The organism is Paenibacillus apis (genome assembly GCF_018333295.1).
In the GTDB taxonomy this organism is placed as follows: domain Bacteria; phylum Bacillota; class Bacilli; order Paenibacillales; family Paenibacillaceae; genus Fontibacillus; species Fontibacillus antibioticophila.
Genome location: NZ_BORS01000003.1, coordinates 256,706 through 277,966 on the forward strand (window position 1 = coordinate 256,706; position 21,261 = coordinate 277,966).

Consider the following 21,261-nt stretch of genomic DNA (forward strand, 5'->3'; position numbering starts at 1 on the left):
CATTACGGCTTCGGAAATATCTTTACCTCTTTCTTTGACGCCGTTTGGAAAAGACAAAAACCCGCTCACAGAGCGGGCGGTACTATTTTTTGTTAAAGACCACCTGCGTCCCTTGCCGTACAGAACGACAGATAAACCAGCAGGTAATGCAACTCTTCTCGGATCCGCATCGTATTGACGACCATGTCCCATGGATCCCCAGCTTTTATACCGCCTCGGTGGAGAAGCGATTGCAGCGTATAATCGAAAAATGAGTCCTGTCAGGGCGACAGAACTCATTGAGGCTATGCGATTTTACCGATCTGCTGATTCTCTAAAACTCTCCTTAAGCAAGCCATACCTTCTCTTGTGCAAGCTGTTCCTCTTGGCGGAACTCTCCGTAATGCGGCTCAGCAGGCGCATGGAACTGGGTCTCAGCAGGCTCTGGCGACGGCTGAAGATAGGACTCGTCCACATACATGATTCTACGTTGAACCTGCATGAGCCCATTTACCACGCGAAGTGCGATCAAGAAGAGCACAAGTCCAAAGCCTTCGTATAGCAGATATTGCTGATTATAGGTCCAATCGATGTGGAAATACTGAAACAGGTTATTTTCTAAAATATCCAGCTGCATTTCATTCATCAGAATGATATGCACAACAGGCAGAGCAATAAATCCGAGTCCCAGTGAAATGGCCGTGACCATTACAGCAAAGAAGACAATCCCTGTTACAAACCGGAGAAAGACAAGCATAAGATTTCTAAAGAATAACTCACCGTCAAATCCCTTCACCATGCGCTGCAGCCAATTCTGCCCGGCTTCTGTCTGCGGCTGGCTTGGAGCCGAAGCAGGAGGAGTCGGCAAGCCCAATATATGACGAATCAGGCTTTGCTCAAACTTCACCATCCCATCCAGCATCTTAGCCACTCCAAAAAACAGCGGTATCCCGATAAATACCGGAGTCAAGCCAATCGATAGGGCAAGCCCCGTGACCGCTACTATCAAATAGATGATCCCTAACGGGAGAGATAGCAATAAGTAGAGGATCGTCGCATAGGTTTTAGGATTAAACAGGGCCCAGCTCACCTTTCCCGCCCGTGCCATTGTATTCGTATCTGCTGCCTTCAAGTTCAAACACTCCTTTAGTCTTGATAAATCACGCGCTAAGCTTATAAACTCATTATATCTGCCTTATTTGCGTGACATAACCGTCTTAAGGGGTGTCTGTGCCTAGACTTTAGGCTAGGGTCAAATCTGGATCCTCACGATCCGGACTTTACCAATTCGATGACTTCCTCTGTAGTACCGAGCTGAAGCGCCTGATTTGCCAGTTCCTTCATTTCTGAAGCAGACAGCATTGAAATTTGGCTTCTTGCCGGGAGAATAGAAGTCGCACTCATACTGAATTCATCCAGGCCTAGACCCAAAAGCAGAGGAATCGCCATAGGGTCCCCAGCCATTTCACCACACATTCCAACCCATTTCCCATTAGCGTGAGCTGCATCAATGACATTCTTAACCAAGCGCAGAATCGCCGGATTATACGGTTGGTATAAATAGGAGACCTGCTCGTTCATCCGGTCGGCAGCCATTGTATATTGAATCAGATCGTTGGTTCCAATACTAAAAAAATCGATTTCCTTAGCGAATTGGTCGGCCATCAAGGCTGTCGATGGGATCTCCACCATAATGCCAAGCTGAATCTTATCGGATACTTCATACCCTTCTTTTTGCAGCTTTTCCTTTTCCTCTACTAACAAATCACGTGCAACTCGAAATTCATCAAGCGTAGCAATCATTGGAAACATAATCCGCAAATTTCCATAGATGCTCCCCCGAAGAAGCGCTCTAAGTTGTACACGAAAGATATCCTGTCGGTCCAGGCACAGACGAATGGCACGGAAACCAAGGAACGGATTCATTTCCTTCGGCAGTTCAAGATACGGCAGCTCTTTGTCGCCTCCGATGTCCAAGGTACGAATAACCACCGGCTTCCCCTGCATCTTCTCCAGAACAGCTTTATAAGCTACAAACTGCTCTTCCTCTGTCGGCAGTCGGTCTTTGCCCATATACAGAAATTCTGTCCGGTAAAGCCCGATCGCTTCCCCTCCATTCTCTAACACACTGTTCACATCAACAGGTGCGCCTATGTTCGCGGCCAGTTCGACATGAAGACCGTCCTTCGTTACCGTAGGCTCATGAACCAGCTTCGCCCACTCCGCTTTTTGCGTTTCGTATTGCGCCTTTTTCGCTTCATATTGGGCAATCGTTTCCGGTGACGGGTCGATAATGACTTCGCCCTCCAACCCGTCGACAATCACCACGGTGCCGTGTTCAATCGTCGACGTGGCTTGCTTGGTGCCGACAACGGCCGGGATCTCCAGCGTGCGGGCCATGATCGCCGAATGGGAGGTACGTCCGCCAATATCTGTCGTAAACCCTTTTACATATCGGCGGTTTAGCCTTGCGGTATCTGAGGGTGCCAGGTCTTCAGCAATAATGACGACTTCTTCGGAAATCAAGCCGGGATCCGTAATGGACAGGCCCAATAAATGCGCAATTACCCGTTTCGTTACATCTCGGATATCTTTAGCACGCTCCCGCATATACTCACTTTCCAAGGCTTCCAGCATGGAAATAAAGTGGTCGGCTGATTCCTTCAAGGCAAATTCTGCGTTTATCCCTTCCGTTCTGATACGCTCGAAGACTGGATTTAATAGTTCCGGGTCGTTTAACACCAAGGTCTGGGCAGCGAGAATTTCTGCTTTATCGGCGCCAAGCTCACGGTTTACGTAATCTGTAATTTCTTCTATTTCCTTTTTTGCCCGGCTGATGGCCTGCCTTAATCGCTGTTCCTCGGCATCCCTATTCCCGATTCTCTGTTTAGTTACTTGCAAGTCCGGTTCAACCAGGCGGAAGGCTTTAGCTATCGCGATACCGGCTGAGGCGCCGATTCCCTTTAGATGACTTCGCATGGTTCGCCAAGCCCTTCGCTTTTCAATGCTTCTTCAATTCCTTGGATCGCCATATCCTCATCGGCACCCGCCGCGGCAATATGAATCTGCGCCCCATAAGGAACACCCAACGACATCACGCCCACAATCGATTTCAGGTTCACACTTCGGCCGTTATATTCGATGTTTACCTCCGCCTTGTATTGGCTTGCTGCTTGAACCAGAATGGAAGCCGGGCGAGTGTGAATACCTACCTCCTCAATGACTGTAAATGTTTTATTAACCATAGTCTCTTTATCTCCTCTCCTATTTATTTCTAGAGATTATTTATCTTTTTAAAGTTCAGCTTATAAATTGCTTTAAACTTGAGTAATAATTTTTCGAGCAGCATAGTTCCCGGCCCGGTGATTGCAAGGGCGATCACTGTTCCCACGCCCACGACCCCGCCTAATAAGAATCCCGCAGTTAAAAAGATCGCGTCCACACCCATTCTGCCAAGGTCATACCTGATTCTGAACTTTGACTCCGTATATCGTAAAATTGCATCTAAGGCATACATGCCATTGCCAAAATTCATCAGCAACACATAGGTCATGGAGAAACAGATGTTAGCCAGGATAACGATAATAACTTTACTGAAGAACATCAGCTCTGCCAGCTCCATACTGGCAATAAACGGATGAACCCAATTAATCAGCGGCCCTATCAAAAAGGTATACATGACGGAAGAAAACCCGATTGCTTTGCGATTTAGCAACAGACCCACGGCAAGAAAGATAATACTTAAGCTGGAGCTTGCAAAACCGACGCTGACCCCGAGGCTTTTATGCAGCCCATCCAACAAAACCGTCAGTGTATCGGACCCGATATTGCACTCGATAAATAAATTAACGGCTAGGGCGCTTAACAACGTGGCAACGACCACAATCATCAAACGCCCGCCAAATTTTACAAGGGCCGGGAGATTGCGCAGCCTCAATCCAAGTCTTCTCCATTAGTAGCGATTACTTTTTGCATCCAGTAAAAGCTGTCTTTCCGAAGGCGTTTTTGGCTGCCTTTGCCGTAATCATCCTGATCCACATAAATAAATCCGTAGCGCTTGCTCATTTCCGAAGAGGAACAGCTCACGATATCAATCGGTCCCCATGCATAGTAGCCTCTGAGATCGACTCCATCCTTGATGGCTTCTTTCATTTGCTCGATATGAGCCCGGTAATAGTCCACCCGATAAGGATCATGGATGGTATCGTCGTCTTCCAATTGGTCATGGTAGCCGATCCCGTTCTCCGTGATATAAATCGGACACTGGTACCGGTCGTAGAACAGGTTGAGGAAAGTCCGCAGACCGATCGGATCAATCGTCCAGCCCCAAGGATTGGCCGGAAGCTCGGTATTGCGGTAAGGGCCTGTCTTGTTCTTCATGCTCTCTTCATCGACAATCCGGGTGTAATAGTAGGAGAATGACATAAAGTCAGCCGTATGCTTCAATGCTTCCTCGTCACCCTCCGCAAATTCAACGGTAATCCCGTTGTCGTGAAAATAGCGGAACGCGTAACCGGGATAATATCCGCGCAGCAGCACGTCGGAGAAGAAGTACTCCATTTGATTATTGCGAACGGTGGCGAATACGTCTTCCGGTTTGCAGGTTGCCGGATAAGCCGGTCCCCCGCAGAGCATCATCCCGATTTGCAGATCCGGATTGAGGCTTTTGGCATACTTCGTGACCAGTCCGCAAGCCACAAATTCATGATGCACACCTTGATATTTGGCGGAGGTTAAATCATCCACTACATCTTCCGCAATGCCCAGATGGTTGAAGGATTCGTGAACAATTAAATTGATTTGATTAACGATAATCCAGTATTTTACTTTATGATGATAGCGATCCAGTATGACCTGACTAAAGCGGACGAAGAAATCGATCATTTCCCTGGAGTACCACCCTTTGTAGGCCAGGGTCAAATGCAGCGGCATTTCGTAATGGGACAAGGTGATCATCGGCTCCATGCCGTTCGCAATGATTTCATCAATCAGATCATCGTAAAATTTCAACCCTTCTTCATTGGGCTCCGCTTCGTCGCCATTCGGAAAAATGCGGGTCCAGTTGATCGAGGTGCGGAACGTTTTGAGTCCAAGCTCGCTGAGCAGCTTCAAGTCTTCTTTATAAGTGTGATAGAAATCAATGCCCCAGCGTTTCGGAAAAACGCGATCCTCGCTTTGCATCGCTTCCTTCACATAGTCCGTGGTCAGTTCCAAATTGTACTTTTTATCTAAAGCAACCTTATCCGTAAATTCATTAATATCCGCTACGCTTAAACCTTTTCCGTCAACATCATAAGCGCCTTCAGCCTGATTGGCGGCGATAGCTCCTCCCCATAAAAAGTCGGCCGGAAAACCTGTCGGGATGTTTTTCATTTTGAATACTTCCTTTCTTTATCAATCGCTTATTTTTTGATCATTTCCAGTTGGGCCAAACGGTGATTAAAGCTCTCGAAAATATCAATTAACCGCTTGGCGATATTGATTTCGCTATAAACCGTCATGAGCGTGTCTTGAGCATGGGCAAACAAAACCGAGTACTCTCCTTGTTCTCCCTCCGTCTCTTTCTGAATGCAATTCGTCTGCACGCGATGAGCGGTGACAATTTCCGCGTTGGCTAACTTCATCTTCTCCTTAGCACTGTCAAAATCGCTTTTTTCAATATCCTTTAAGGCATCCGTACAATGTTTTCTTGCTTCCCCTGCATGTAAAATAATTTGCATCGCATTTTGTGCTACTAGTTCTGAAGTCATAATATAAATCTCCTTTATAGAGGTTGTTCAAAAAGTCATCTTTTGATCACGAAGTAGATCAGGAAGTAGACTCGACGTCGAATCTTGAATTCAGCCGGGCCTTCCGTTGCTCACGTAGGTTTGCCTACGCTCCGCTACTCAGACCCTGGCTTCACCCAACCCTCTCGGTGCTGAAAACCTGACTTTTTGAACTCGAATGAATAGTTTAATTGGTTTGCGGTACTTCTTTTTCAAGCTCCTGCTTTTCATAGGTTTTGAAAAATGGATACCAAATCAGCGTGGCTACCGCGACACAGATCAACATCAAAATGATGCCTGTAACGGTTCCCGTTGTGATCCATGTGGAAATCGGAAACGGAGCATACCACATATCGAACACAACCTTCGGGATGGGGGCAAATTGAATAACTTTGGCTCCGATCCAAACGATCAAGGGTAAGACTAAACCGATAAGCCACATCGGCAGCATCATAATGGGATTCCATGCAATAGAACCGAATACCAAGGGCTCGTTGATATTAAAAATAGAAGGTACAAAGCAGGCACGTCCCAGCGCTTTGAGCTTGGCGCTTTTGGAGAACATATGCATAATCACCAGCGGCAGTGTACAGCCTATACCGCCAACCCACAGGTATGCCGAATAGATCGTCTCGGAGGTGACCAGATTATGCGCTCCCATGGTAGCGTTTGCGGTAATGGCCGCCAGAAGAATCGGCTTGGTGACAGGGGTCAGCACCCAACTTGAAATCCCCATAGAATACAGGAAGCAATAAACGAACATAATCAACATAAAGCCCCAAGGCGTCTCCATGACACTGGCCAACGGCATGAATATGCTTAGAATAATATTGTAAATATCAATATGAACGAGATCGACCAGCACCCAGGCCACGACGATGGTTATACCAATAGGAAGCATAGAATCGAACCATGATCTGACAAAATCCGGGATGACGGAATCCTCTTTGAAAAAGGAGAACTTTCCGAACAGGCTCATGATATAGCCGGTAAAGACCGCAGCGATGATAGCAACGAACATGCCGCCGGTACCTAAAGAACTATGAGAAAAACCAATCGTACCGTCCTTTACGACTTGAGGAGTAACGATAATCAAGAAGGTAATCAAACCGGTGCATCCGGCAATAAACCGCTGTTTTCTCAGCTTTTTCTTTTCCATTAAATTGAACGGAATCAGGAAAGCTACCAGCAAGGAGAGCATCCCCATCGTCCATCCAAACGGAACCCAGAAGTTAGGATAGTTTGGGATCTGATACACATCTCCAGGTATAGTCAGGAGACAAAATACAGATCCTAACAAAATAAACGGCAATAGTTGCATGACAGAATCCTTAAGTGTGACCACCCATACATTATTGTTAACTTTGTTCATTTTGGGAGAAAAGTCGTTTTTCAACCATTCCAGTAATTTGTTCATTTCTTCTATCCCCTTTAAATTTTCAATTCACTCAGTAAATCATTTAAAGCGGCTTCCCCGTCTAACGTGGAATAATAAGAAGGCTTCATTAAGAGCACCTTGACGTCTGTGTCTTTTGTTAACTCTTCGATATCATCAACGATATAAGCCAAGTGAGGACCGACTAACAAAGCATCGATATCATGGATATAATTTTCAATCTCCGCTTCCCCTCTGGCTTTAATATCCATGTTGAGGTTTCTCATTTTAGCCGCCTTGCGAATATTAGCAGCCATAAAGCCGGAGCTTGCTCCCGAGCCACAGACTAGCAATACGTTTAACACTTCGTTTGAGCTTCCCATGGTAGTAATCCTCCCTACTTTTATTTATAATGTTTTGACAGCGCTATCTTTATTACAACCAAACTATAATACAAACCCCAAAACGGGCTCAAATAAAAAACTGCACCCCTATGGTGCAATATTTTAAAGCGAGGGATGAAGATGAAAGCGCAGTATATCGATCTGATTCATTACCTGACTGAAAATAGCAGCGATTGGATTTCATCGCAAAGCTTGGCTGATGAATGCGGTGTGTCCAAACGCAGCATCAAATCCTATATCAGTGAGATTAATGCTATTCACCACGGGTTAATCCGATCCTCGAACAAAGGTTATAAAGTGGATACGGATAAAGTAAATAAGTTTTTGGCAAGTGAACAAGAAGCTATCCCTCAAACCCAGTCTGAGCGAACGGCATATATAATCAAGAAATTGATTCAAACCAATGACCCGATTTTTATTTACGATCTGAGCGATGCGCTGTTTATCAGCGACTCAACGCTTAGGCTTGATTTGAAGCTGATCAAAGAAAAGCTCGCCAAGAAAAACCTGGAGTTACAATTGAGCAAGGAGCATATTAGGCTGCAGGGAGCGGAAAAGGATAAGCGAAAGCTGATGAGCAGTATTTTATATGAGGAGGCCAACGGCAGCTTTATTGACATTGATAAAATAAAAGGGCTTTATAAAGAGTTAAATGTCGATTACATTCGGGAGGTTGTCGTTGAAAGCTTTTCCGCCCATCACTTTTTTACGAATGATTATTATTTGACGAATGTGATTATTCACATCACTATCGCACTGGACAGAATGAAGCATGACTTTCAGTTTTTAAATAAAACCGTAAATTATAACGTTGACAGCACCGTCTATTCGATTGCTAAAGAGATCGCTTTTAAATTGGAATCGTATTTTCATGTCACCTATACAGAAGAGGAGATTGCCGATTTAGCTATCTTAATTTTGTGCAATGGAACCAATGTTAACTTTACGCAAATTGAAGTAAGCGATCTGGAGAATATCGCCGGGAAAGCTTGTATCGATCTGGTTAGTAAAATAGCCACCGATTTGGACAAGTATTACTATATCAATATTGCTGATTCCGATTTTATTACCCGCTTTACCCTGCATATTAAGAACCTGTTAATGCGGTTAAAGAACAACCATTCAACAAAAAATCCGCTAACGAATACCATCAAAAGAGAATGTCCGCTGATTTATGACTGCGCCGTACACGCCTCCCATGTGATTAAGGAGGAAACGGGGTTTAGCATCAGTGACGATGAAATCGCTTATCTAGCCTTTCACCTGGGGTATGCTATTGATTTGCAGCGGCAATCGAATATAAAAATTTCATGCACGGTGCTGTTCCCGCTTTACTACAATATGAATGTGCAGATTATCAATAAATTACAGCAGTATTTTGGGGATGATATTTCGATTCATTCGATTGTTACGGATGAGAGCGATCTGAATCATGCAACTAGTGATTTTATTATTTCTTCCGCCCAATTGCACAAGATTCCGGAAATACCTTATGTCGTGATCACCCCGTTTTTTATCGAAAGCGATCGGGAGAAAGTGTCGGACAAAATCTTTGAATTAAAAGAACAGAAAAAGAAGAAACAATTTAAGACCCACCTGAAATACTTTTTAGATGAAAGGCATTTCTGCAGTTCAACAGCAAGGACTGAGAAAGAAGAGGTTTTACAGTATATCTGTCAGATTATGAATCAGGATGGTTATACGGACGAGGATTTTTATACGAAAATTATGGAACGGGAAGCGATCTCCTCCACCGCGTTCGGACAAGTGGCTATTCCTCATGCCATTAAAATGGAGTCCCGGAAAACGGGTATGTTCATTTATTTGAATCCGAACGGCATCAAGTGGGACCACTCTACCGTGAAAATTGTTATGCTAATCACCGTCAGCGGAGAGGATCGAAAAATATTCCGCGATGTATTCGATGCACTCGCCACCATATTGACGGACGATAAAAACGTGAATCTCTTGTCATCGGTTAATCAATTTGAAAGTTTTATCAATCAACTTATGGACTGCTGGGAATAAGCCTTAACAATACGATTTCGGAGCCGTCGATACCATTCCGGGGTCGGAACGTCCCCCCTCCGCCTGTGCCGCTGGAGTTTAGGATAAAGGGCATGAAGAAAACCATCCCGGAAAGGATGGTTTTTTTTCATAGGTGCCTTACTTACTCACGACAATCTTGTAATCCTTCTCCAAATACTGATGGATCCGCTTGAAGTCGGCTTGGGTCAGCTCGTCCAGACGTCTGCCCTGCTTCAGCTCCCGGCCTAGAATAATGCCGATCGTCTGACCGGCCAGAGCCGTCGTCGGGACGATTCGAGCACTGCCGTAGGCCTTGATGGTTGCTCCGACATTCTTGCCTGCGACAAGGACATTGTCATACGACTTCAGCATGAAGGAACGCAGCGGGATCCCGTAGCGGTCCGGCTTGCCGTAGCCGATGCCCTTCGTGACAGCCCGGGTGGCCTGCAGGTCAACGGCGTATCCGCCGATCGTAACATTATCCCAGAACATCCGGCTCGACATCAGGTCCGGGTAATCGAGCACATATTTCGTCTCATAACGGTTGTAATCCCGGATGTACAAGTACTCTGGAAGCTCGCCCAATTTGGCTTTTTCAAAACCAGGGATATTCTTCTGCATAAATGTAAGGATATACGGCGCTTCCTTCTTCGCCTTGCTCACTGCGTTCTCCACCGACTTCGGATCCGAAGGATCAACATCGTACACGAGCAGCGCGTTGATCACGACATCGCCGTCCTTCTGATACGTTGCATTGAGTCCCCGCAGCATAAACAGCTTGTCCTGCGGCTTATAATTGTACGTGATGTTGCTGAACCCGGCTGCAAAATTCCAGTCCACATAAGTGTTGGCGCCGTACTTCTTGCGCACATTGGTCAGCGGATAATCCTCCAGCACAGCCTGATGCAGCTTGCTCCAATTCACATTTTTAAAATTCAACATATATGTAGCGGCCATATAATCGGGCTTCTGCCCGTCATAGATACTCTCCATTCCCGGAATGCGGCTCTCCCCAAGCTTGCCAGTCAGCGCATTAAAGTCCGTATTCTCCACCCAGTATTCAGCCTCGACCGTAAACGGGTTACCAAGTCTGTTCTTGTAGGTCAGCGATTTCACCGTCTTATTGCTGCCCTCTCCCTGAGTCTTCACGGACTCAATGGTAATGCCGCTTTTCAGCGGAATGCCCTGGATCAGATTCTGATAAAATTTCTCAAACGAAGCCAGCTTGCGAACATTTCCTGCTTTATAATCGGCATACAGCGGCTTCAATGCCCCTTGAACCAGGCTGCGTCCCTTATTGTCGTTGGGCTCGTCCAGCACAATCATCTGACCCTGAATCAGCTCACCGCCCGGCTTGCTGCGAGGGTCAAGAATTAGAACATTCAGCCCCTGATCGCGGGCGGACTTGGCCAGAAGCACACCCTGAAGCTCGCTGCCGATAACGACCACATCATAATGAAGAACCCCATCACCGGAGGCTTTGGCCGAAGCCGCCCCCTTTGCCGCCAGAGAAATGCCAGGCACCTGCACAACCAGCGCCATAACCAGCAGCAACACCGCGTACCTTGAAATCTTTTTCATTCCCATCAACGTTTTTTCCACTCCCTATGGATAATTGGTTCACCTATATTATCGGTGGAAAAGGGGGATTTTAACAGGGAGGATTTGTATAAAAAGGGGATCCCCTATGTATAGGGCAATCCCCGTGAGTTACTATTCATGAATAGATGGATGATCGTTCCATCACTCAACGAACACTTCGACTACCATTCGTGCCCCCAGCCGAAATCCCTGCGAAAAGGATGCCGCCAATTCCATGCTCTGAAGCTTCTGATAAAGGTCAAACAATTCCTCCAGCTCGCGAAACTCATCGACGGAGAGCTTTCCTTTCCACGAATCCATGGACTCGGACACTTGTCTGCTTAGCTGGCGGTATTGCGGATCACGGGGGACATTGGCTTCATTAGGAATGAGTTCGCCGTAGTATAAGGATTCGAGGAAATTGGGCATGGGGAGACCTCCGTTGTTACGTATATGAGTACCACTAATATTATCATTTTACGATACGCTTATGCGTATAGTCAAGTTGTATATGACCTAATATGAGGTGATTAAAATGGGAAAGAAAGTTGTAATAAAAATTGCTGATTTGGTGAAGACCCATCAAATTTCTCTGAGAGAGTTATCCAGACGCGCCGATGTTAGACATGCCGCATTAAGTGAGCTTGCTAATGGTAAGAGGGAGAGCATTAATTTTAGTCATATTGAGAGAATTGCCGAAGCGCTGAATATAGAAGATATTCGGGAGATTATTGATTTGGTGGAGGAGGGATTATGAAAATTCATTTTTTTCAGAGATATCATAGCAAAGAGAACGTCGATACTGCCAATGCTATGCTGTTAATATCCAGGCTGTATTCTTATTCACCTGCAAAGTTCTTTACCTTTCTTGAAGAAGTACTTCCTGAAAATGCATCTGTTGAATTGCTATTTAATCTATAGGAGAAAGGCAAGGGAAGTGTTCCTGATGCCACAATTACGCAGGGCTATTCCAAAAGTGATACTCCTCTTATAGAATAGCCCTAGTTTTGCATTCGTTAAACGACAGAAAATGTGGCACAAATTCGTGATATAAGAATGTTAATAATTCTTATTTTAAGCAAACCATTATCTATCAAATTGTTTAAGTGAATTATAGAATTAAAGTCTTAAAATCGACTTTGGTCTATCTTTGACTCTAGATTCAAGCTGCTACTGCTTTAAACTGTAAGATGATCTTTAAACCAACTAGCGAGCTTTTCAGACATTAAGGGGGGAACAGCATTTCCTATTTGCATGAAGTTAGATGTTCTTGGTCCTTCAAAAAAATAATTATCCGGAAATGATTGTATTCTTGCAGCTTCTCTTACTGTTAATGAACGATTTTGTGTAATATCCGGATGGATGTAGTGATGACCGTCTTTTGAAATGTGAGCCACAATTGTATGTGAAAATCCTTGATTTCCAGCAACTACTTTAAAACGATCTAGGAAAGAAGTCAGATTTTTATGTGTAATTAGCTTTTCTGGAAGATCAGGATATTTTAAACGTCTGCGCTCTAAATCCCACATTTGTACTGCGATTCTATAGATATCCAAATCCCTTTGAACATGATTTCTTGCTTCATGGTGTGTAACAATATCATCATCACTTCTAATATTAGAGTCAATAAGCAACCGATTTGGGGGTAAATTATAAAGTATATTTTTTGATCTCTCACCTGCTTGAAGTTTAGGAAGATCAGAAAGCAGGTCAATAACGTTATACTTATATTGTACTGCCTCTGTACAAGGAAACTTATATTCGATATCCTTTCTCCAACCAACGATGATAATGCGCTTTCTGTCTTGAAGAACCCCAAAGTCTTTAGCGTTTAACTGCCTAGCTTGAATATTATACCCTACCCTTTTCATATAAGCCTGAATATTTTTAAATAGCGCTCCCTTAAATGCTGTTAAGATACCTGGAACATTTTCAAATACAAAAGCCTTTGGCTGATACCTTGTTAAAAAACGGACATATAATTTGTATAAATAATTTCTTGGATCCTCCTCCATACCGTTTTCATCCCGTGCTCTTCCGACTAAGGAATATGCTTGACAAGGGGGACCTCCAATAATTAAATCAATTTTCTCCTCCTGAAGATGTGCTAATCTTTCATCAATCCTCTGGAAAATATAGGGTAATGTATCATCTGATATTTCCAAATTCATTATAGGCTCTAACTTATTTTCTGGGACTGCATTTATAAGTTCGGCCCGTTCTCGATTTCTTTCAACATTAGAGGCATAGTACGACTGCTGATACTTCCTGTATCTATCCAACTGGTTTGTTCCTTTAAGATAGTAGTATATTGATCTGGTCTCTAATGTCTTACAAGCATATATATCTCTCTCAATATGGGCTACTGGGGTGAATCCTGCTCTAAGAAAACCTTCCGAAAGACCCCCGGCACCTGAGAAAATATCTAAAAAATTCATTATAATACCCCTTAACCTAGATATAATATAGTATCATACTAGGAGAGTTTCACCTTGTAACCTAGTAAATTTTTTTCCTATTAATCCAACTTTATGATCCCAATTCTTGAAATAAATGAAGACAAATGATGCTTAATTTCGTTTACAAACATTTCTCTAAATTCTAGCACTTCAAGGTTGGATTTATTTAAATATTCAGTAGGAATATTAGAAATATGATGGAAACTAAAAACAAACCTACAGTTTTCTTCTCCCACCAGTAATTCTGGTGTAGTATATAATGAATCTGATGTTTTACATTCAGACATTAGATATTGCCTCAAGGGTACTTTAACCCCATATACAATGCGCTTCCTTACTAGTTTATTTTGTGCATAATCACAAGCAGAGGAAATATCCAAGTATACTAATTCAATAGAGTTTGCTTCCTCGAAAATATTCTTAAATGCATGCTTGGTGATATCATCTTTAATAATTTTATCTTGGCATACATATAACCTCCCCGGCTTATCAGGATGTGAAGCAAGAGATTTCTGACAAAGAAGTTTGGTATTAGCAAATCCCAAAGTATACTGATACTTTTCATACAACTTTGTAATAATATCTCTGTCTGCACTTTTCACTACTTTGGCTTCTCCAATTTTTTTAAAAGTTAGAATCTCCTTCCCGTCACAATTATTGACTTTAAAACCTTTTGATGTTTTATAAATTGAATAAGTTAAACCTTTTTCTAAATGGGTAACACTTGAATTACTAGCTAATTGAAATCTATCTTCCTCAAATTTCAATTGGCTAATTTGAGTCAATAATTCGTCAGGAAGCATTTGACTTAAAGAAGAGAATGCATTCATAATATATTCATTAGTCACGACATTATTTTCTAGTGACTTTCCTCCATTTGCTAGAGCAAGTCTGAAAATAATATTTTTAATATTATTATCCCAGTCCATATCAATTGAAGATAGCCTAGCCATGTTATTAACAAGTAAATTTGCTGCTTTTGATACTGTGTTCTCCCACAATAGCAATGTTGATAACGAATTCATCTTAATTAACTCTTCGTCCAATTTTTTCAGTAAGTTTTCAACATCGAACTCTCGATCCTCAAATCCGACCGGGATATTTTCAAATATATCTAAAACTTCATCTGCTATCGAAGAATCAAGGTTAGATAGTGCACTCGCTAATTGTTCCTGTGTATCCTTGTAAATATCCTCCTCAATTCTAATGAAATTCTTTTTTTCCAAACTGGTTATTAAGTATGGTTGAGGAACCCTCACTGTTCTAATAGTCTTGCAAAATGATGCGTAATATTCACTAGTATGCTTACTCCATACACATAAAATATAAGGTCCATTATCTTGGCTGATAGCATGATTTAATAAAGTGAATAATGTTTGATTGATTATGTGAGAATCGTTTGAGCTAGTAACCCTCATATCTAGTATGACTAACCGAATGCCGCTTAAAGGCGTTTCAGGTTTTGTAGAAGATTGGGTGTCCCAAAATAAAGAATAGACACCCTTTGAGGATAACGCCTTCATAATAGGTAATGCTTCTTCAATTCGATCGTCTATTACGAGTACCTTATCTATAGATTTTAATTCCAAACTTATTCTTCCTCCTTAAAAGACAAAGCAATAATTGCACCATGCTTATATTCATTAGGTAATTCTAAATCTGAAAAGAGCGGAAAAGTAATCCTTCCATTATGCTGCTTCATAATCTCACTAACTAGGTGTAACCCCAATCCCATTCCACCAGTTTTATCAGTAATAAATGGTTTTGTTATCATATCTGTTGGAATTGTAAATCCCCTACCATTATCAGCTATAACAATGGTGACATACCCCGAAATTTCTCTTGTAATATCAAAGAGAACTTTTTTGTGAGGCTCCTCTACATAACTCAACCACCATATCGCATTATCAATAATATTAATAATATTACTGGTTATTAAATGCTCATTTCCTTTAACAACAAAATCATTTGACTTTTCGAGATATCTCCTTTCAACAGTAACATTATGTGCTTTTAATCTAAAGTCCACCAAAAATAATGCTTGATCTATTACTTTTTTAAAGTTAAATTTCTTGAAACTTCGAGATCTGACAACATTAGCATAGCCATCAGTTAAACCACCCAGTCTCTCTACTAATGATCTAACATGCTTAGAAGATTCATCTTTATCAATTGCTAACTTCAGTTCAGAAATAACCTTATCTATTTCATGTAAAACAATACTCATACTTAGACCAATACTTGAGCTTTTTTGGTAAACTTCTGTAATACGCTTGTAGTCACGTTCTATGTTGTCTAGCCGTCCGATAATTTCTCGTTGTAACTCAGTATCTGAGACCTTGGAGTTAATCTTGTCTCGTAATAAACTCACCTCTGCAATAACAGGCTCACTTTTAGATGTAGACCCATAATATTTTCTTATCAAATACTTATCTATTGCTCTGTCGTGCTCAAATTTTTCCACAGCTAAAAGTACCGCATCTCGAAATCTCTCATATACTACATTCTCTATAAAACCTTCCCGATTTGTCTTCTCCTCCAAGTCTAAACTCTTATCCCTTTCAATTTTGACACTTCCAAGTACAATATTTGTACTTATTTTATCAGCTGGGCTATTGACCCTCTTTGCATTCAGATCTAGCCAGTCACCATCTTCAGAAGGGTTCACTCTAATATTGTCTCTGTATACAAAAATTCCACCATTTGTATTTAAATACTTCTTCAACCCAGAAGTATCGGTGAATTCCCCTAGCTTTAAAAGACTTGAATCTAAATCAAAGCCCAATAATTCAATTTTAACAGGACCAATGCTATAATCTGATAGATCTACCGGGACGAAAGCCTTTTTATTCTTTCCATCCTTATCCTTAATTACGGTTTGTTTTTTTAGTTCTATTGAAGCCTCATAATGTGATCTTCTATCAAGTTTATCCAGTATCCTCCAAGGGGTAAATTTATAGTTATATTCAAGAATTTTATTTCCCTCTATAGTCATTTCCGCGTGAAAAAGTGCGCTTTCTTTTATTTGCTCAAAAGTAACTATGCCTTCCAGCCATTCTGGCCGGCTAATTTCCATTTTAACTTTAAATGAATCTAATGCCTCAAAGGGGGAATTTAGGGAAGTAATCGCCCTATGTAGGTCTCTAACTTTTCCTCTAGTCCAAGAAGACTTTAAGTGTTCAATAATTAAACGGGTCCCTGTTACACTATTATCTAAAAATAATCTTCCCGGAGGTCTTTCCACAATATCGACATTCACGTCCGATAGATAGTCATTTGAATTAAACACTGACCAGTCAATGCTTATAAAAACTTCCGGGTTATCCATAGAGCGGGTAATTAAAGTCACCTTATGACCTAATTTGTGTACACCAAATCTACCAATTCCCTTTTCTCCCATAGGTAATCTTCCTAATTTACTTTTCTCCTGTTTTTCAATCATTTCCTTTAATTTCTTTTCTTTATGATCAGTTCCGGGTTCCATCCATATATTCTTGACTATGTCATAAGTCATACCATCACCATCATCCTCAATGATAATAGTAGCTGAACTTAAATCATCAACATTTTCCATCGTAACTCTAACATTTTTTGCATCAGCATCATATGCATTTTTTACAAGTTCTAAAACTGCTATTGTCTCATCCTTAATTAATTGTTCACCGAGTTGAGACATTAATCTAGCCCTTGGCCTAAATACAACAGATTCGCGCACTGTTATCCCTCCTTAATTTAAGAGTATTATATTTCAAAGCATCATTTGCCCTTGTCTTAAAACAAATCTAAGCTACAGAAATAATACAAATTTTTAATATTTATTAGAAACGCAGTATCACTCGATAATATGGATATTCACGATTTTGACGATATAGGATTTCATGAACACTAATTGAAACTAGTTAAAGAAGATTAGGTTCCCTATCTATGTTAATAGGATGGATTTAAATCAAACACGGCTGGTCTTTGTATATCTCTTTCTTTTTCAGGAAAAATATATTTCATTAGGATCAAGGCCACGTTTAGAATTTGATCTATTCCGCAGTAGGGCTGAGCAAGAATAAGAAATGCATTCAATTACCCAACATGCTTAAATCACGTTTTCTCTGTCCCGAGTGCAAGCCTACCGCGCCAACCAATAGCTCTAATACTTTTCATTAAAGCTCCTCCTTGAAGCATTAAATTTACATCCAAGATATTAATAATAGAAACGTACGTTCCCGTTATACTAGAACAGTACAATATCAGTGAAGAATACACAACATTTCTTTAAAATATGTACTTAAGCAGGGCACTTCTAGCATTATTCGCCAAAGATGATTAATTTCCCTCCTATATTGACATTATTCTATTAGTCCCATCCTTGTTAGAGGTACAGGTTACTTTATTTGTAACTTCACTCGCTTAGTACCTATCAAAAACGGACACCGAATGGTGTCCGTCATTGATACTATATATAGAGGTAAGGAGGAGCGAATCCCAGTTCGTCCCCCATGTAACCCCTCTCTTCCAACCTACTCCAACACCATATAATAAAGATTAGTAACATCGGCCTTCGTAATACTATGTGCTCCGGCCGTAAGCGGCACGCTCACGATCCCGCCAGTCATAGCATAATTCGTTCCATCGATCTTAATTTTTGTTCCGTCGGACGAGTTAAATACCAGGGTTAACGTCGCAGCTTTCGTGGTGGTAAAGTTTATGCTGGTTGAGCTCTCGATTTTCAAACACTGGGTGAGCGTCAATCCGTTGTATGTGACGGTTCCCTTGGTTGTTGACAGGTTCCCCGCGATCGTGAAGAAGCTGCTGTTTAAGCCGGAGGCGGTAAAATTATGAACTTGCTCACCAGGCGTTGGATTAGTTCCTGGATCTGTACCAGGATCTGTTCCTGGGTCCGTACCGGGGTCTGTACCCGGATCAGAAGTTGAATTCCCCCCAACGGATACAAGCTGTGTTTTGTAGCTAGTTATTTGAGCCATTAGTGCCGTATTGAGCGAATAGGATGTGTCGTCAACGGAATCATTGAATGTCCATGTAAAGTCTCCGTTGTTCAGGCGTCCAGCCTCAGCGGTGACGATTTGTTCCACATGGCTTACGTTATCAATGTCGGAGCTGCTTACTCCGGTATCAACACTTGTATCGAAGTTATTATAAGCCGTTCCGCCCTTCAATGCTTTGTAGGAGCTTGGCACGGTTTCACTTCTCGAGGAAGCCAGGTATGCGTCGAAGGAGGTTGCATTAGCCGAAGCGGTTCCGGCATTGGAGTTGGCATAGATCAGACTGTCCGCATTCACGATAGTGTTGTTATAAGCCTTGATCACGCCCCCATTTTCGCCCGAGAATGTTCCTACTCCTAAAGCATCTGTACCTTGCAAGGAGCTGAGCATCGGATATTTGGCATGTCTAAAATAATTCGATTCCACAAAGGCCGAAGCTCCAGTGGTAACCCCGACACCGTACTTAGAGACTCCGTCATAGAAGTTATTATATATATGAACGGATGCCACTCTGATGCGCGGATGGCGGGAATCCGAATGATCAAACCAGTTATGATGGAAGGTGACGAAGAATTCCTCTGTTTCACTCAAACCGACCAGGGATGCTTTTCCCGAATCCCAGTAGTGATTGTATGAGATTGTAATGTAGGTCGAGCCCTTTTTCAGGTCCGTAGAGCCATCTCCCTTGGCTTGGTCCGCATCTCCGCCTGCGGCTCCATAGAACAGATCATTGTTATGAACCCACACATTGACATTCCCCGTATCCATCGAGATCCCGTCGTCAGGGAACAGCATGAAGCCCAGGTTTCTCACTTCTACATTCCCAACATAACGGAGAAGGAGTCCCCACCCGTAAGCGTAAGCGTCGTCTCCGATCCCTTCCAACGTGATATTCATTTCTGAATAATTATTTTTGCCTTTGACTTGAAGGTAGCCGCTGCTGTTCAGTTGTCCGCTCATGTCGTCACCCGTGACTTTTCCAATAAAGCGGATAGCAAGCGGGGTTGTATCATACCCTTTTTGTCTCAGGGTCAAAATCTCCTCGATACCAACGCCCGTCTGCACACGGCCAGAGCTATTGATCTTCACATCAAGGGTTACGGTTCGTGCAGTCTTGGAGGTTACATAAATCACTTGAGCGCCATTCTTAAGTGTTCCGTTATCATTGTAAGCCCCCGAGCCTGTCCCATATTGCGAGTTGGAGGAGAAGGCAAAGCCCGACCGATCATACGCCTTTACAGATAGATTACCGGAAACGGCATTTACCGATGAACCGTTCGCCAGCCTGGCCTCTACCTTCATCACATAACTTCCGGCCGCAAGGCCTACGGCATCCGCTCTCCAATAGGAAGGGTATTGCCGGATCAACTCATTATCTAGTTGCTGATAACTGGAATCGGATGCGCCTGCGGGCTTAACATATACATTGTATCCTTCCGCATTGCTTACAGGGGACCATTTTACATATGCCGTTTCATTCCAGCCTCCTCCATCGATAATTGACACCCCGGCAGCGAGGGCGGTTGTATTCCCCCATCCTCCTGCCAGTAAAGATAAGATCAGAGAAAACATCAAGACCATGCCGGTTACCCTAGCAATACTGTTCTTCATTTCATTTCCTCCTCTTATTTTGGTTACTAGTCAACTTGTAAACGCTTGCAATAAATTCGAGCTCTCTGCCTCCCCCTCTCACAGATGGATTTTGTGATTCAACTGTCCGGACAGCTGAAACCGGAATTTAAGGTACCTCTCCAGTTGGGCCCTTAATTAACAGAAACTCCTCTTAAAGCAGGAGATTGGATTGACATGATTAAAAACTACATTTTTTGGAATTTTTTACCCCAAGCATATCAGCCTTGAGGCAGTTCCGAAATAATCATTTTTCCATATTTGTTTTATTCTGAGTTAATGATTATTTATCAGGGAGATGATACACGCAGGCTTGCCTGGACACAAATAAAAAAGCGAACCGGTTAAGGCCGCTTTTCTGCTGCTATATTATGAGGATGGGAGGTCGTATTCTTCAAGCTTCTCCATTACACTATCAACCCAGACTTGATCATTCCAAAGCTCAGGATGATCCAGTTTTCTTGCAGCCGGGTGGCCTGTTACCGTCGTATCTACGCCATCTTTATTTCCAAAATACAAATCCACAATATTCAATGACTTTTGGTCAGCCTGAACTAATAGTTGGCAACTCATTCCGGAACCCTGGTTTGAAAAAGCCAAATTTAGACGATAAAGGTTGTCGTCCAGCTTCTCGATCTCCGCTTGCTGAAACTCATTATTCAGGCCAAAAATCACGCCAATGCCTCCTTTTAACTCCTGCCGTTGTTCTAATTCCAGCATTTTATTCGTGAAGTGGAGCAGATTCTCATTAGCGATGTAGTTGTCAAAGGACACCGTCTCCTGTTCGGCAACGGCTCCGGTATACAGATCTACGAAGGCTTTTCCAAAGCTCTTTATGGTTTCGTAATCAGCTTCACTAATCTGGTCTGTTTGGACGGAGAATTGTTGATTAGCCAAATCATTCAGGGGCTTGCCTGTCGGCTCCGGCGTTTCCACAGATGCTTCTATATTGGATAAGGACTCTTGAGTTGTTTGATGTTCCTCCTGTGTACAACCCGCAAGGACTATAGATATCATTACAGCAATACTTATCGCAAGCTTCCT

At 42.5% G+C, this 21,261-nt stretch carries 17 protein-coding genes; 2 read left to right on the forward strand and 15 right to left on the reverse strand.

The genetic code is table 11. The annotated features are described in order from the left end of the window. Positions 1–325 precede the first annotated feature (325 nt). From KI362_RS05730 to KI362_RS05765, 8 genes are all read right to left on the reverse strand, one after another. A complete protein-coding gene (locus KI362_RS05730) occupies positions 326–1,111 on the reverse strand; it encodes a sensor domain-containing protein (protein ID WP_301625567.1) in 786 nt (261 codons plus the stop codon). 134 nt (positions 1,112–1,245) lie between these two features. Next, complete coding sequence (ptsP, locus tag KI362_RS05735; RefSeq protein WP_301625568.1) at positions 1,246–2,958, reverse strand: phosphoenolpyruvate--protein phosphotransferase; 1,713 nt, start codon at positions 2,956–2,958, stop codon at positions 1,246–1,248. Then, a complete protein-coding gene (locus KI362_RS05740) occupies positions 2,943–3,224 on the reverse strand; it encodes a phosphocarrier protein HPr (RefSeq protein WP_044480608.1) in 282 nt (93 codons plus the stop codon). Before KI362_RS05740 ends, ptsP begins: the two co-directional genes overlap by 16 nt. A gap of 29 nt (positions 3,225–3,253) precedes the next feature. Further along, positions 3,254–3,916: a membrane protein gene (locus KI362_RS05745; RefSeq protein ID WP_301625569.1), complete on the reverse strand. Its 663-nt coding sequence runs from the start codon at positions 3,914–3,916 to the stop codon at positions 3,254–3,256. After that, on the reverse strand, positions 3,913–5,352 hold the full coding sequence (locus KI362_RS05750) for a glycoside hydrolase family 1 protein (RefSeq protein ID WP_301625570.1): 1,440 nt from the start codon (positions 5,350–5,352) through the stop codon (positions 3,913–3,915). Before KI362_RS05750 ends, KI362_RS05745 begins: the two co-directional genes overlap by 4 nt. A gap of 29 nt (positions 5,353–5,381) precedes the next feature. Then, the gene (locus KI362_RS05755; RefSeq protein WP_044480611.1) at positions 5,382–5,729 is read right to left on the reverse strand and encodes a PTS lactose/cellobiose transporter subunit IIA; all 348 of its coding nucleotides are present in this window, start codon (positions 5,727–5,729) and stop codon (positions 5,382–5,384) included. A gap of 205 nt (positions 5,730–5,934) precedes the next feature. Further along, positions 5,935–7,164, reverse strand: coding sequence for a PTS sugar transporter subunit IIC (locus KI362_RS05760; RefSeq protein WP_301625571.1), 1,230 nt, complete (start codon positions 7,162–7,164; stop codon positions 5,935–5,937). A gap of 14 nt (positions 7,165–7,178) precedes the next feature. Next, entirely contained in the window at positions 7,179–7,505 is a 327-nt protein-coding gene (locus KI362_RS05765) for a PTS sugar transporter subunit IIB (RefSeq protein WP_301625572.1), read from the reverse strand. Between the two features lie 141 nt (positions 7,506–7,646). Between KI362_RS05765 and KI362_RS05770 the strand changes: the two genes are divergently transcribed. Beyond that, positions 7,647–9,554: a BglG family transcription antiterminator gene (locus tag KI362_RS05770; protein WP_301625573.1), complete on the forward strand. Its 1,908-nt coding sequence runs from the start codon at positions 7,647–7,649 to the stop codon at positions 9,552–9,554. A gap of 138 nt (positions 9,555–9,692) precedes the next feature. On the opposite strand, the gene KI362_RS05775 is transcribed toward KI362_RS05770, so the two are convergent. Both KI362_RS05775 and KI362_RS05780 read right to left on the reverse strand, forming a co-directional pair. Continuing rightward, entirely contained in the window at positions 9,693–11,141 is a 1,449-nt protein-coding gene (locus tag KI362_RS05775; protein WP_301625796.1) for an FAD-dependent oxidoreductase, read from the reverse strand. Positions 11,142–11,297: 156 nt separating this feature from the next. Next, positions 11,298–11,564: a DUF6809 family protein gene (locus tag KI362_RS05780; RefSeq protein ID WP_301625574.1), complete on the reverse strand. Its 267-nt coding sequence runs from the start codon at positions 11,562–11,564 to the stop codon at positions 11,298–11,300. 106 nt (positions 11,565–11,670) lie between these two features. On the opposite strand from KI362_RS05780, the gene KI362_RS05785 reads away from it, so the two are divergent. Then, positions 11,671–11,892 carry a helix-turn-helix domain-containing protein gene (locus tag KI362_RS05785; RefSeq protein WP_301625575.1) on the forward strand — a complete coding sequence of 74 codons (222 nt, stop codon included), beginning with the start codon at positions 11,671–11,673 and terminating at the stop codon, positions 11,890–11,892. A 421-nt stretch (positions 11,893–12,313) separates the two neighbouring features. Here KI362_RS05785 and KI362_RS05790 read toward each other — a convergent pair whose 3' ends face one another. The 5 genes from KI362_RS05790 to KI362_RS05810 form a co-directional block, all read right to left on the reverse strand. Beyond that, complete coding sequence (locus KI362_RS05790) at positions 12,314–13,573, reverse strand: DNA cytosine methyltransferase (RefSeq protein WP_301625576.1); 1,260 nt, start codon at positions 13,571–13,573, stop codon at positions 12,314–12,316. Positions 13,574–13,653: 80 nt separating this feature from the next. Continuing rightward, complete coding sequence (locus KI362_RS05795; protein ID WP_301625577.1) at positions 13,654–15,183, reverse strand: hypothetical protein; 1,530 nt, start codon at positions 15,181–15,183, stop codon at positions 13,654–13,656. Positions 15,184–15,185: 2 nt separating this feature from the next. After that, positions 15,186–17,309, reverse strand: coding sequence for an ATP-binding protein (locus KI362_RS05800; RefSeq protein WP_301625578.1), 2,124 nt, complete (start codon positions 17,307–17,309; stop codon positions 15,186–15,188). Positions 17,310–18,105: 796 nt separating this feature from the next. Continuing rightward, entirely contained in the window at positions 18,106–20,199 is a 2,094-nt protein-coding gene (locus KI362_RS05805; protein ID WP_301625579.1) for a pectate lyase family protein, read from the reverse strand. 387 nt (positions 20,200–20,586) lie between these two features. Continuing rightward, positions 20,587–21,234 (reverse strand): hypothetical protein, encoded by a 648-nt coding sequence (locus KI362_RS05810; RefSeq protein ID WP_301625580.1) that lies wholly within the window; start codon positions 21,232–21,234, stop codon positions 20,587–20,589. Positions 21,235–21,261: the final 27 nt, after the last annotated feature.